9 protein-coding genes are annotated in these 13,254 nt (G+C 65.0%); 1 reads left to right on the top strand and 8 read right to left on the bottom strand.

Going from position 1 to position 13,254, the window contains the following annotated elements; translation table 11 throughout:
* Positions 1–30 precede the first annotated feature (30 nt).
* Genes fdhF through DOM45_RS01485 form a run of 3 tightly spaced genes read right to left on the bottom strand, consistent with a single transcriptional unit; the run spans position 31 to position 4,975 of the window.
* The gene (gene fdhF, locus DOM45_RS01495) at positions 31–2,910 is read right to left on the bottom strand and encodes a formate dehydrogenase subunit alpha (RefSeq protein WP_110597740.1); all 2,880 of its coding nucleotides are present in this window, start codon (positions 2,908–2,910) and stop codon (positions 31–33) included.
* A 2-nt stretch (positions 2,911–2,912) separates the two neighbouring features.
* A complete protein-coding gene (locus DOM45_RS01490) occupies positions 2,913–4,469 on the bottom strand; it encodes a formate dehydrogenase beta subunit (protein ID WP_110597739.1) in 1,557 nt (518 codons plus the stop codon).
* Entirely contained in the window at positions 4,469–4,975 is a 507-nt protein-coding gene (locus DOM45_RS01485; protein ID WP_110597738.1) for a formate dehydrogenase subunit gamma, read from the bottom strand. The genes DOM45_RS01490 and DOM45_RS01485 overlap by 1 nt, the downstream gene beginning before the upstream one ends.
* A 182-nt stretch (positions 4,976–5,157) precedes the next feature.
* On the opposite strand from DOM45_RS01485, the gene DOM45_RS01480 reads away from it, so the two are divergent.
* Positions 5,158–6,216 carry a substrate-binding domain-containing protein gene (locus DOM45_RS01480; protein WP_240612250.1) on the top strand — a complete coding sequence of 353 codons (1,059 nt, stop codon included), beginning with the start codon at positions 5,158–5,160 and terminating at the stop codon, positions 6,214–6,216.
* A gap of 51 nt (positions 6,217–6,267) precedes the next feature.
* Here DOM45_RS01480 and DOM45_RS01475 read toward each other — a convergent pair whose 3' ends face one another.
* From DOM45_RS01475 to DOM45_RS01455, 5 genes are all read right to left on the bottom strand, one after another.
* The gene (locus tag DOM45_RS01475; protein ID WP_110597736.1) at positions 6,268–7,923 is read right to left on the bottom strand and encodes an OFA family MFS transporter; all 1,656 of its coding nucleotides are present in this window, start codon (positions 7,921–7,923) and stop codon (positions 6,268–6,270) included.
* A 303-nt stretch (positions 7,924–8,226) separates the two neighbouring features.
* Positions 8,227–9,228, bottom strand: a complete 1,002-nt coding sequence (locus DOM45_RS01470; RefSeq protein ID WP_110597735.1) for an esterase-like activity of phytase family protein — start codon at positions 9,226–9,228, stop codon at positions 8,227–8,229.
* A gap of 125 nt (positions 9,229–9,353) precedes the next feature.
* The gene (locus DOM45_RS01465; RefSeq protein WP_110597734.1) at positions 9,354–11,219 is read right to left on the bottom strand and encodes a TRAP transporter large permease; all 1,866 of its coding nucleotides are present in this window, start codon (positions 11,217–11,219) and stop codon (positions 9,354–9,356) included.
* 75 nt (positions 11,220–11,294) lie between these two features.
* Positions 11,295–12,296, bottom strand: coding sequence for a TRAP transporter substrate-binding protein (locus tag DOM45_RS01460; protein WP_157958321.1), 1,002 nt, complete (start codon positions 12,294–12,296; stop codon positions 11,295–11,297).
* A gap of 152 nt (positions 12,297–12,448) precedes the next feature.
* A complete protein-coding gene (locus DOM45_RS01455; protein WP_110597732.1) occupies positions 12,449–13,192 on the bottom strand; it encodes a GntR family transcriptional regulator in 744 nt (247 codons plus the stop codon).
* Between the last annotated feature and the right edge of the window lie 62 nt (positions 13,193–13,254).

Here is a 13,254-nt window from a genome sequence, read left to right as displayed (position 1 = left end):
CCCTGGTATCGGAAGAGTGGCCGGCGGCGCTCATTTGAGCGCCGCCTCTGCAGATTCCAGATAACGCTGCTGGCGTTCGTCGAAGCGCTGGAAATGCTGCTGCCAGGAAGAGGGCTGGGAGACCTTCTCCACCTGCACCGCCGTCACCTTGTACTCCGGGCAGTTGGTGGCCCAGTCCGAGTTGTCGGTGGTGATCACGTTGGCCCCGCTGCCAGGATGGTGGAAGGTGGTGTAGACCACCCCCGGCGCCATGCGCTCGCTGACCCGGCAGCGCAGCACCGTGCGTCCGACGCGGCTGCTGATACCAAGCCAGTCGCCATCGGCGATGCCGCGTACTTCGGCGTCGCTGGGGTGGATCTCGAGCACGTCCTCGGCGTGCCAGGCACTGTTGGCGGTACGCCGGGTCTGGGCGCCGACGTTGTACTGGCTGAGAATGCGCCCGGTGGTCAGCAGCAGCGGGTAGCGTCGACTGGCGCGCTCCTCGGTGGGGACGTACTCGGTGATCGCGAAGTTGCCCTTGCCGATGGGGAAGTCCAGCGCGTGCATGGTCGGGGTGCCGTCGGGGAAGGCGTCGTTGCAGGGCCACTGGATACTGCCTCGCGCCTCGAGCTTGGCATAGCTGACGCCGGTGAAGGTCGGTGTCAGCTGGGCGATTTCATCCATGATCTCGGAAGGATGGGTGTAGTGCATCGGATAGCCCATCGCGTTGGCCAGGTCCTGGGTGACCTCCCAGTCCTCCTTGCCGGCCACCGGCGGCATCACCTTGCGCACGCGGTTGATGCGGCGTTCGGCGTTGGTGAAGGTGCCGTTCTTCTCGAGGAACGTGGAGCCGGGCAGCAGCACATGGGCGTACTTGGCGGTCTCGTTGAGGAAGATGTCCTGCACGATCAGGCAGTCCAGCGCGGTCAGCGCCGCCTCGACATGCTGGGTGTTGGGGTCGGACTGGGCGATATCCTCGCCCTGGACATAGAGCCCCTTGAAGGTACCGGCGATGGCGGCATCGAACATGTTGGGGATGCGCAGCCCCGGCTCGTCGTCCAGCGGGGTGTGCCAGACCGCCTCGAACTTCTCGCGCACCGCCGGGTCGGCGACGTGCTGATAGCCGGGCAGCTCATGGGGGAAGGAGCCCATGTCGCAGGAGCCCTGGACGTTGTTCTGGCCGCGCAGCGGATTGACCCCGACCCCCTCGCGGCCGATGTTGCCGGTCGCCATCGCCAGATTGGCGATGCCCATCACCATGGTCGAGCCCTGGCTGTGCTCGGTAACGCCGAGGCCGTAGTAGATCGCCCCGTTGCCGGCGTTGGCGTAGGCGCGGGCCGCTTCGCGGACCTGGACGGCGGGCACGCCGGTCACGTTCTCGAGGGCTTCCGGGGAGTTCTGGGGTTCCTGGATGAAGCCGCGCCAGCGCTGGTAGGCGTCGCTGTCGCAGCGTTTCGCGATGAAGTCGGCATCCTCCAGACCTTCGGTCACCACCACGTGGGCCAGCGAATTCACCAGCGCCACGTTGGTGCCCGGCTTGAGCGGCAGGTGCAGGTTCCTGCCGCCGTGAGGAGTCTTGAGCAGATCAATCCGCCGCGGGTCGGCGACGATCAGGGTCGCCCCCTGGCGCAGACGGCGTTTCATCTGCGAGGCGAACACCGGATGGGCGTCGGTGGGGTTGGCCCCGATCACCAGGATGGTGTCGGCCTGCATCACCGAATCGAAGGTCTGGGTACCGGCGGATTCGCCCAGGGTGGTCTTCAGTCCGTAACCGGTGGGGGAGTGGCAGACACGCGCGCAGGTATCGGTATTGTTGTTGCCGAAGGCGGCGCGGATCAGCTTCTGGACCAGATAGGTCTCCTCGTTGGTGCAGCGCGAGGAGGTGATGCCGCCAATGCTCTCGCGCCCGTACTTCGTCTGGGTCTCCCTGAGGCGTCGGGCGGCGAACGCGATCGCCTCTTCCCAGGAGACGGCGCGCCACGGCTGATCGATCGCGTCGCGGATCATCGGCTCCTTGATGCGATCCTTGTGGGTGGCGTAGCCGAAGGCGAAGCGCCCCTTGACGCAGGAGTGGCCGTGGTTCGCGTCGCCGCCCTTGTAGGGCACCATGCGCACCAGCTTATCGCCCTTCATCTGCGCCTCGAACGAGCAGCCCACGCCGCAGTAGGCGCAGGTGGTGACCACGCTGTGCTCGGGCACGCCCTGCTCGATCACGCTCTTCTCCATCAGCGTCGAGGTGGGGCAGGCCTGCACGCAGGCGCCACAGGAGACGCACTCGGAGTCCATGAACGGCTCGTTCTGCCCGGCGGCGACCTTGGAGTCGAAGCCGCGCCCCTCGATGGTCAGGGCGAAGGTGCCCTGGACCTCGTTGCAGGCGCGTACGCAGCGCGAGCAGACGATGCACTTGCTGGGGTCGAAGCTGAAGTAGGGGTTGGAGTCGTCGGTTTCGGCGTCGAGATGGTTGGCGCCGTCGAAGCCGTAGCGCACCTCGCGCAGGCCCACTGCGCCGGCCATGTCCTGCAGCTCGCAGTCGCCGTTGGCGGGGCAGGTCAGGCAGTCCAGCGGGTGATCGGAGATGTAGAGCTCCATCACGTTGCGACGCAGCTTGGCCAGCCGGGCGTTCTGGGTGGTGACCGCCATGCCCTCGGTGACCGGCGTGGTGCAGGAGGCCGGCAGGCCGCGTCGGCCCTCGATCTCCACCGCGCACAGGCGGCACGAGCCGAACGCTTCGAGATTGTCCGAGGCGCACAGCTTAGGAATAGTGATACCGGCGAGCGCTGCGGCGCGCAGCACCGAGGTGCCTTCGGGCACGCTGATGCTGTGGCCGTCGATGGTCAGCGCCACCTGGGTCTCGGAGAAACGCGCCGGGGTGCCCAGGTCGCGGGCGAACTGGGCGGCGTGGGATGCGTCGGGTTCGAAATATTGCAACATGCTTACCTCCCGCCTTCGGCCAGGGGCCGGGTCAGGTCATCGGGAAAGTGCTTCATCACGCTCTGCACCGGGAAGGGGGTCATGCCCCCCATGGCGCACAGCGAACCGTCCACCATGGTCTCGCACAGGTCGGCGAGCAGCACCAGATTGTCGTCGGCCGCGTCGCCGGCGCGGATACGGTCGATCACCTCGACGCCGCGCACGGCGCCAATGCGGCACGGGGTGCACTTGCCGCAGGACTCCACTGCGCAGAACTCCATGGCGAAGCGCGCCTGGGCGCCCATGTCGACGCTGTCGTCGAACATCACCACGCCGCCGTGGCCGACCACGCCACCGAAGGCGGCGAAGGCCTCATAGTCGAGCGGGGTGTCCCACTGGTTCTGCGGCAGATAGGCGCCCAGCGGCCCGCCCACCTGCACCGCCTTGAGCGGGCGGCCGCTGCGCGTGCCGCCGCCGAAGCTCTCCATCAGCTCGCGCAGGGTGGTGCCGAAGGCCAGCTCGACCAGCCCGCCGCGGGCGACGTTGCCAGCCAGCTGCAGCGCCAGGGTGCCGCGGGACCTGCCCATGCCGTAGTCGGCGTAGGCCTGGCCGCCCTGGTCGAGAATGAACGGCACGGCGGCCAGCGAGAGCACGTTGTTGACCACGGTGGGCTGGCCGAACAGGCCCTCGATCGCCGGTAGCGGCGGCTTGGCGCGCACCAGCCCGCGCTTGCCCTCCAGGCTCTCCAGCAGCGAGGTCTCCTCGCCGCAGATATAGGCACCGGCGCCCAGGCGCACTTCGAGGTGGAAGGTCTGGCCGCTGCCGAGGATGTCATCGCCCAGGTAGCCGGCCGCCTCGGCGCGGACGATCGCCTCGTCGAGCATCGCCTGGGCCAGCGGATACTCCGAGCGCAGATAGATATAGCCCTGGGTGGCACCCACGGCGAGCCCGGCGATGGTCATGCCCTCGATCAGCATGAAGGGGTCGCACTCCATCACCAGGCGGTCGGCGAAGGTGCCGGAGTCGCCCTCGTCGGCATTGCAGACGATGTACTTCTGCGCCGCCGGGGTGTCGTGCACGGTCTGCCACTTGATGCCGGTGGGGAAGGCCGCACCGCCACGCCCGCGCAGCCCCGAGGCCTTGACCTCGTCGACGATACCCTGGGGCGTCAGCGCCAGCGCCTGCTGGAGGCCGGCGAAGCCCTGCCGTGCGGTGTAATCCTCGAGCGACAGCGGGTCGGTCAGACCGATGCGCGAGAAGGTCAGCCGCTGCTGGCGAGCCAGATAGGGGTGCGCCTCGATGTCGCCGAGGGCCAGGTCGTGCTCCTGCCGGCCCTCGAACAGGCCGGCCTCGACCAGAGCGTCGACGTCGGTGGGCGCCACCGGACCATAGGCCACCCGGCCCGCCGCGGTCTCGACCTCCACCAGCGGCTCCAGCCAGAACAGCCCGCGGGAGCCGTTGCGCTTGAGCTGGATCGCCACGCCCAGACGATCGGCGGCCCGTGTCAGGCGGGCCGCCACGGCGTCGGCGCCGAGGGAGCGGGCGGTGGTGTCACACGGCACATAGATCGTGGTCGTCATCACTTCACCTCCACCACGGTGGCGCTGAGCTGGGCCGCCAGGCGGTCGAAGCCGGCGGCGTCCATGCGCCCATGGATCTCGTCGTCGACCCGCAGCGACGGCCCGCAGGCGCAGTTGCCGAGGCAGTAGACCGGCTCCAGGGTGAACTCGCGATCCGCCGTGGTCTGATGGTAGTCGACCCCCAGCGCGGACTTGACGTGGGCTTCCAGCGCCCGTGCGCCCACCGCCTGGCAGGCCTCGGCGCGACACACCTGGATCACGTGGCGCCCCGGTGGCTGGGTGCGAAAGTGGTGGTAGAAGCTGATGATGCCGTGCACCTCGGCGCGGGTGTGGCGCAGCGCCTCGGCGACGATCGGGATCGCCGCCTCGGGGATGTGACCGAAACGGTTCTGGAGCGCGTGGAGCGTCGGCAGCATGGCGCCCGGCAACGAGCGATACTCGTCCACCACTGCCTGGATCTGCGCCGACGTCCAGGTGTCGGCGGCCTGCGGACTAGCGTGTGACATGGCCTGGTCGTCTCATCAAGTTGCTGGTCTGTGCCCGACGGTGACTTCACGCATGTCGGGACTCGTCCAATCGTCTTATAGGAATCGTCGTTCTTAACTGGTTTAAGTCAGGGTCCCGCTATTCGCCAAACTAGCACTCCCTGGAGACACGAAAAATATGAACGAAGATGCTTAGAAAAAAGTTGAATATCACCCCGGCCTGGCTGTTTCGAAGTGACGATGGCGAGCTGCTCGACCCGGTGCTGTTTCGTCTGCTTGCCAATCTGCGCGAGTCCGGCAAGCTGACACGCGCTGCCGAAGCTGCCGGTGTCTCCTACCGTCACGCCTGGAATCTGCTCAATCGTGGCGAGGCGTTCTTCGGCATGGCACTGGTGGAGATGCGCAAGGGGCACGGCACTCGGCTCTCCCCCCTGGGGGAAAAGCTACTGTGGTCGGAGCAACGCGTGAAGGCGCGTCTGGGACCGCAGATCGACAGTATGGCCTCGGAACTCAACAACCAGTTGCAGCAGCTGCTGGCGGGCGCTCACCCGGTGTTGCGGCTGCACGCTACCCACGGCTACGCGGTGGCGCTGCTGCCGGGGAGCTGCAGCGAACTCGATCTGCGCTACTGCCATCCCGAGGAAGCGCTGAATGCCATGGAGCGCGGCGAGTGCGACCTGGCCAGCTTCCATCTGCCTACCTGCCCGCGACTGGCGAGGCGGGTGATGCAGGTCTATCGGCGGCAGTTGGGGCGTCAGAAGCTGCGCGTGATCCGGTTCGTGACCCGGCGTCAGGGACTGATCCTGCGCGCCGCGGATCGCGATCGCATCGGGGGGCTGAACGATCTCACCCGACCCGGGGTGCGCTTCATCAATCGCGACGAGCACTCCGGCACGCGGATCCTGTTCAATCTGTTGCTGGAGGAGAAGGGGATCGAAGAGGCCCAGATCCAGGGCGCCGAACGGGAGGAGTTCACCCACACGGCGGTGGCGGCCTACGTCGCCTCGGGCATGGCCGATGTCGGGTTTGGTCTGGAAGCGGCGGCGGCGCAGTTCGGGCTCGATTTCGAGCCGCTCTCCACCGAACACTACCTGCTGGTCTGCCCCGAGGATCGACTGCGGCAGCAGAACGTCCAGGATCTGCTGGCGTTCATGGGATCCAAGGGATTTCTCGCCCAGCTCGAATCACTGACCGGCTATGCGGCGGATCGGTGTGGCGAAGTGGAGACGTTCGAGGCGCTACTGGCGGGAGATCGCGGGTAGAGGGCCGGACACGATCGTGTCCGGCCGTCGTTCAGGGGCGGTGCGCCGGAATCAGAACAGCGCGGCCGCCTTGGCCAGAGCGATGTAGAGGCCGATCAGGAACGGTACGCCCACGCCGAGCCAGGCCAGCACGCCGCCGATACCGAAGCTGCCGCGAGCCGCGGTCTCGGCATTGGAGGAGACGGTGTCTTCCTTCTGCAGCAAGCGCTCACGGGCCAGTTCCTCTTCGCTCATCTGCTGCTCCGGCTTGACCGGCTTGACCAGCGAGTTGCAGATCAGACCCAGGAACAGCAGCCCCGCCATGATGTAGAGCGTGCGGTCGTAGACCAGACTCGGCTCCACGCCGGCGTCGAGCTGGGCCTGGCGCAGAGCGGCGATGATCAGCGGGCCGACCAGACCGGCAGCGGTCCAGGCGGTGAGCAGGCGGCCGTGGATGGCGCCGACCATCTGGGTGCCGAAGATATCGGCGAGATAGGCCGGCACCGTGGCGAAGCCGCCGCCGTACATGCTCAGGATGACGCAGATCGAGATCACGAACAGCCCGGCCATGCCCAGGTGGCCCCACATCGGCAGCAGGCAGTACATGACGATGCCGATCGCGAAAAAGCAGTAGTAGGTGTTCTTGCGCCCGATCTTGTCCGACAGCGAGGCCCAGAACAGGCGGCCGACGCTGTTGAACAGACTGATCAGGCCGACCAGGCCGGCAGCCGCGGCGACCACTGCCGCCTGCTGTGCCTCGCTCAATGCGGCGGAGCGGTCGGCGAGGCCGACCAGGGCGCCGCCGAAGACGTCCTGCAGCATCGGGCTGGCCATGGAGATCACGGCAATGCCGGCGGTCACGTTGAGGAACAGCACGCCCCAGATCAGCCAGAACTGCCTGGTCTTCCACGCCGTGTTCAGGTGCACGTGGCCCTGGGTGATCATGGTGTTGGCCTTGGCGTCCTTCGGTGCCGTCCAGCCCGCCGGTTTCCAGCCGTTGGGTGGCACTCGGAAGCCGATGGCGCCGCAGGCCATGACGATGGCGTAGATGACCCCCATGGTGATCAGCGTCATGGCGACACCGGTCCCGCCGTCCGTGGAATAGTGGTTCATCAGCACTACCGCCAGCGGCGCGCCGACCATGGCGCCGCCGCCATAGCCCATGATGGCGAAGCCGGTGGCCATGCCGCGCCGGTCCGGGAACCACTTGATCAGGGTCGAGACCGGTGTGATGTAGCCCAGGCCCTGGCCGATACCGCCCAGCACGCCGCAGCCGAGATAGACCAGCCACAGTTGATGCTGCATGACCCCGATGCCGCCGACGATCAGGCCGCCGCCCCAGCACAGTGCCGCGATGCAGCCGGCCTTGCGCGGGCCGGCATGCTCGAGCCAGGCACCCCAGATGGCTGCCGAGACGCCCAGCATGGCGATGAAGATACCGAAGACATAGGTGACCTGGGCCACGCTCCAGTTACAGCTGGTGGTGGTCAGTGCCTGCAGCAGGCCGAGATTGCTGCAACTGGCCGGGGCGTCGACGATCTGCTGGCTCATCGGCAGCCAGAACACCGAGAAGCCGTAGGCCATGCCGATACACAGGTGAATCGCCAGTGCCGCGGTCGGCACCAGCCAGCGATTGAAGTTGGGTCCCGCTACCGTTCTCTCGCGGGAGAAAAATCCCGCCGATGTGTTGCCGCCGGTCTCCAGCGCGGCCTGATTGATCCCACTCATCCTGAACCCTCTTCTTGATTATCGTGTCGATGGCGCTGCCGGCCCTACCGGGAAGACACTGCGTGCTCTACATCGGCAGGAGCGCCCTTGGGCTTGAGCGAAGAATGTATGAACAGTTCTTCTTATTGTTGCCGTGTTCATCAACGAGAGTCGGCAGGATCGAATCCGCGGGCGGAAATGGCAACTAGCGGAAATCATTATGCTTGTTCGTGCATAGGTGAGGGCTGGCAGAGGGCGCAAGGGGCTGGGGGTGGTTGGTGGGGAAGTCGGCACCCATCCTGAAAATGGTCGTGTGCGCCGGTGTCACGGCGTCGCCGTATCGGGTTCGTTGATGGCGAAGCAGGTCAGCAGGGTACGTTGCATCAGGCTGAAGTTGTCGTCACTGACCATCAGGTAGCGGTGATGACCGATACGCGCCAGGCCTTCGAAATTGTCCAGCGACCAGCCATCGCCATTGGACAGTCTGGCCAGTTCGGTGATTTCGACGCTGCCATCGTCGGCGAGATGGGCGCGGCGTAGCCGGATCACCAGCGAGGCTGGCGGCGTGTAGGCGCGCTCCAGCGCCAGCAAGTCGCCATCCAGCGTTTCGAGGGCGGTCAGGGCACTGTTGGCATTGGCCGCCAGCGGGTAACGCCACTCCCGGGAGCCGTCGAGGGTGAACAGCCGGGTCAGCTTGGGCGGCCATCCCGTCGGCGGTTCCTCGATACCCCCGATCAGGCCGTGATCGGGGGTATCGGTCAGCGCCTCGAGACCACCGTTGGCGTTGACGTCGGCCAGCGCCGCGGGGCGGTGGGGCGGTTCGCTGGCCAGCCCCGAGGGATAGAAACGCTGCCAGCGGGCGTCGCTTGCCGGCGCTCCCTCGAAGCCGATGACCAGTTGGGTGTTGCCGCGCAGGCCATCATCGGCGTTCTCCAGCGTCAGCGCCTCGGCGTCGCTGCTGGCATGCGCCAGAATGGCGCCATCCTCGCCCCGCAACGGATAGGTATCCAGCGGCTCGTAGTCGCGCAGCTCGCCGCTGCCGCTGAACGTCAGCCGCGCCCGGTGCAGCCAGCCGCGATCCGAGACCAGAAACAGCATCGACTCGTCCTCGTCCCAGCCCAGGTCGGAGAGTCCACCCACCGGGGTTCCATCCTGCCACTCCGACGGCAGTGCCAGGGTGCCGCACCATTCGATGTTCGGTGTGCTCGCCAGCAGCTCCACCGGCGCGATGGCGGTGCGATGAGGCGTGGCGCTGCAGCCGGCGACCATCAGCGCAGGCGCCAGCCAGCCGGTGAAGATGGCCAGTCGGTGGGACAATCGTGACATGACCGCTTTCCCGTTCGGACGTGACTGAGGTGCAGTATATCCACAATCTCCAATCTATCGATTTCGGCATTGGACGTGGGCATCCGTCGGCAGGAATCACCCGCGTGGCTTCATGGCTGCCAAGGCTATTCCAGCAGGTTCCATAACCCGATGGTCAGCGAGGGGAAAGCGCACAACAGCACCACGACGCCCATGGTCGCGAAGATGAAAGGCATGACCGCGCGAAACACGGCAGAGGGGGCCACGTTGGCGATCTGGGACGTGATGAAGACCAGCAGACCCACTGGTGGCGAGACGCCGCCCAGTTGCAGCGTGACGATCATGATGATCCCCAGTTGTACGGGATCGATGCCAGCGTCGATCATCATGGGCAGAAACAGAGGCGCGATGATCAGCATGGCCGGCGTCAGGTCCAGGAACATGCCTGCGGCGGCCAGCACGAGAATGAGGATCAGGAAGAGCCCCAGTGGCCCTTCCGCTGCCGCCCCGGCCCAGCCCACGATGGCCTGGGGTACCTGCTCGGCAATCAGCACCCAGGCGAAGGGCACCGATGCCGCGATGATGAACCCGATGAGCGCGGCATCCATGGCGCAGTCACTGAACGCACGGTAGAACGTTCGCCAGTCGTACTGCTTGAACACCACCTTCCCCAGGATGAAGGTCCAGACCAGGGCGACGACGCCCGCCTCCGTCGCCGTGATGACCCCGAAACGAATCCCACCGAGAACACCGACGGTAATGACCAGCACCGGAAGGGCGCGTAGAAAGCTGTGGCGCACGGTAGACCAGGGCGCGCGCTGGCTCGAGGACTGATAGTCGCGTCGAACCGAGATGGCGTAGGCAACCCCCATCAAGGCCAGTGCGATCAGAATGGCCGGCAGTACCCCCGCGGTGAACAGCCTGGCCACCGACACGTTGGCGACCGAGGCATAGACCAGCATGGCGATAGCCGGCGGCACGACATTGGGCAAGATGGCCGACGCCGCGCTGACGGCACAGGAAAACGCCGGGGAGTAGCCACGCTTGACCATCTCGGGGACGAGAATCTTGGTACTGCTCGCGGCATCGGCGCTGGAGGAACCCGAGATGCCGCCGACCATCAGACTGTTGAGGATATTGACGTGGGCCAGGCCGCCCCGGAAATGGCCGACGAGAGAGACGGCAAAGTCGATCAGTCGCGCCGACAGCCCACCGAGATTGAGCAGATAACCCGTCGACAGGAAAAAGGGGATGGCCAGCAGGATGAACTTGGTCGAACCGGTCACCATGTTCTGAACGACGGCGGGTGGCGGCAGGATGAAGGAGGCGGAGCTGGCGATGAAGACGCCGAGCACCAGGGCGAAAGCCACGGGAACGCCGATGGCGATAGCCAGAAAGAATGCCGCCACCATGACCAGGCTCGGTGAAAAGCTGGCCAGGAAAGCGAGGCCACCGGCGTCACTCCACTGAAACAGCAGCCAGGCGATGCCGACGCACAACAGATTGCGTAGACACCCCTTGAGAGAGTCGACACGGCGTACCAGCAAGAAGGCCAGGGAAATCATGGCCGACGCAGGAATCACGGCGTATTTGATCGAATTCGGCCATTGCAGGCTCGCACTGAGCCCTCCGACCATCTCGGTCAACTGCATGCCGCCGGCGTACATCATGATCAGGGTCAGCGCCAGCAAGGTGGTCGCCATCGGCTCGAGCAGCGCCTGCAGCCATGGCACCCGCGATGACGGCAGCAGGTCCGCCACGACATGGCGGCTGCGGCGTACCCCCAGCGCGGCGCCGAGAAAGATCAGCCAGGTGAAGCACCAGATGGCGAACTCCTCGGTCCAGGAGAAGGAGCTGTTGAATACGTAGCGGGCAACGACTCCCGCCAGGACCGCCAGGGACATCGCCACCAGGATGGAGAAAACGGAAAGCCGGACGAGGCTTTCCAGGCGTACCGCCGATCGATCGAGCAGCGACAGGGTAGCGGAGAGAGCGGGTTGATCGGCAGCCATGGTGCTACCTCCAGAAAGGGATCGATCGTCAATGACTGACGCCCCGCCCAGGCAGGTCCCGAGCGAGGCGAAAACTTACTTGGCGCTGCGAATCAGCTCGACCAGTTCGGCCCCGTCGGGAATCTGATCGATGTACTTTTCGCGCACCGGGGCCATCGCCTCCATCCAAGGCGTCTTGTCTTCGATGTCGATGATGGTCGCCCCGTCCGCCACGGTCTCGGCGAGAGCCGCTTCGTCGTCCTTCTGGCGCATTTCCGGTACCCGGGATTGCACCTCCAGCGCCGCTTCGGTGATGGCCTGTTGGTAGTCCTCGGGCAGCCGCTTCCACCAGTTCTGCGCCACGACCCAGGTGCCCATCGCGTAGATATGGTCGGTCTTCACGTAGTAGGGCGCGACTTCATAGAAACGATTCGTCAGGTAGTTGGTGGCCGTGTTGTCGAAGAAATCGATGACTCCCGTCTGCATGGAGTTGTAGATCTCGGGCGCGGGTACCGGCGTCGGGTTGGCGCCCGCCGCGCGCCAGGCATCCACATGCAGTGGGCTCTGGATGACCCGCATCTTCTTGCCCTGGATATCGTCGATGGAGTGGATCGGGAAGCTGCTCATCAGCTCTCGGACGCCATTGACGGTAAACCCGAGCAGGTGGAAGCCTTGATCCTCGAAACTGGAAGATAGGGCCTCGGTAAGCGGCTCGCTCAGTGCCGAAGCATTGGCTTCATCGGTAATGACATAGGGGAGGTCCAGAACCTGGACTTCGGGTACCCACGAGGAGAGTACGGAGCTCGTGATGATGCCCATCTGAACGGATCCCAGCCGGATCCCCTCCGCGGATTCGGTCTCTCCTCCCAGTACGCTGTTGGGGAACAGCTGGATGTCGACATTGTCGTCCGTGCGTTCGCGGACGAGGTCGGCGAACTGCTGAGCCGCTTCGTATTTGGTGTTGCCCTCGGGCACGTCCAGTGAAAGCTTGGCGTTGAACTGGGCGGCAGACGCCGAGAGGCTGCCGAGTGCCATGGCGACACCGGCGGCCAGGGCGGCAAGACGAGGTGCGTGAGTCAAGAGGGAAGCTGTTGTCATGTCGTATTCCTCGGGTGGTAACGCCGTCTGGCGCACGTTATTGCCGGGTCGTGATGAGTGAGTCCAGGACCCGGGATTGGGGGCGTTCGGTCGACACCCTCTTCTCGACGAGACCGTGTCTCCCATCGAATCTGGACACGCTCATCGCTGCTTCAATCGATGCTTGGATCAAGCTCCACATTCAGCAGAATCGGATCGGTATCCCGCTCGATGACGCGCAGGGTTTCTCCCATGAAATCCATCAGATTGTCCGATGCCTTTGCCGCAGCCTGAGCATCCTGAGAGAGAATGCCCCGCAGGACGCCAAGATGGCCTTCGATAGTCCCCGAAAGATCCTGATTGGGCTTGGCGTTCGTGTGGTAGATCCACCCGATCCTGCGGAACATGGTGTGCAGGGGTCGCAACGAATATTCCAGGAAAGGCTCGTCACAGATCTTCAATATCTGGGCATCGATCTGAAGATCGAAACGGTTGAATGTCGATAGCGACATTGCCGCCGCTTGGTTTTCCATGGACCGTGCCAGTTTTTCCAGCATCCTTCGTTGCAATGGCGAGGCTTTCTCGCAGGCTAGCGTGACGACGAATCGCTCCATGTCCCGACGTAAATGCAACAGCGTTGCCGTTCTTGCCAGGTCGACGGGGGCGATCTGGACGCCTTGTCGCGGCCTTATGGTGACCAGCGTATCCGACGCCAGGCGAGTGACTGCCTGATAGACCGGCATGCGGCTATAGCCGGTAATTTCCTGCAGGTCGCGAACTCGCAGATAACTCCCTGGACCCAACCGACAGGTGACGATCAGCTCCTCGATCTCCCTATAGGCATGTTCGAGCAGGCTTTTATTGTCGCGGCCTTTGTCTTGAACCGTCGGCAGCGTCATATCCGGCGCATTTGGCATGATGTCGGATCCAGTGGGTCATGAAGCAGGTCTGCCGATTCAGGCTACCTGCGCCTGGAGAT

Source organism: Salinicola lusitanus, assembly GCF_003206045.1.
Classification (GTDB): Bacteria; Pseudomonadota; Gammaproteobacteria; order Pseudomonadales; family Halomonadaceae; genus Salinicola; species Salinicola lusitanus.
Note: the sequence above shows the minus strand (reverse complement) of the source record. Positions and strands in the feature narration are given on the sequence as shown.

Bases quoted from the DNA above. Each gene is read 5' to 3' on its own strand.
- fdhF (WP_110597740.1), bottom strand. From the start codon at position 2,910: ATGTTGCAATATTTCGAACCCGACGCATCCCACGCCGCCCAGTTCGCC.
- DOM45_RS01485 (WP_110597738.1), bottom strand. From the start codon at position 4,975: ATGTCACACGCTAGTCCGCAGGCCGCCGACACCTGGACGTCGGCGCAG.
- DOM45_RS01460 (WP_157958321.1), bottom strand. From the start codon at position 12,296: ATGACAACAGCTTCCCTCTTGACTCACGCACCTCGTCTTGCCGCCCTG.
- DOM45_RS01465 (WP_110597734.1), bottom strand. From the start codon at position 11,219: ATGGCTGCCGATCAACCCGCTCTCTCCGCTACCCTGTCGCTGCTCGAT.
- DOM45_RS01455 (WP_110597732.1), bottom strand. From the start codon at position 13,192: ATGCCAAATGCGCCGGATATGACGCTGCCGACGGTTCAAGACAAAGGC.
- DOM45_RS01490 (WP_110597739.1), bottom strand. From the start codon at position 4,469: ATGACGACCACGATCTATGTGCCGTGTGACACCACCGCCCGCTCCCTC.
- DOM45_RS01475 (WP_110597736.1), bottom strand. From the start codon at position 7,923: ATGAGTGGGATCAATCAGGCCGCGCTGGAGACCGGCGGCAACACATCG.
- DOM45_RS01470 (WP_110597735.1), bottom strand. From the start codon at position 9,228: ATGTCACGATTGTCCCACCGACTGGCCATCTTCACCGGCTGGCTGGCG.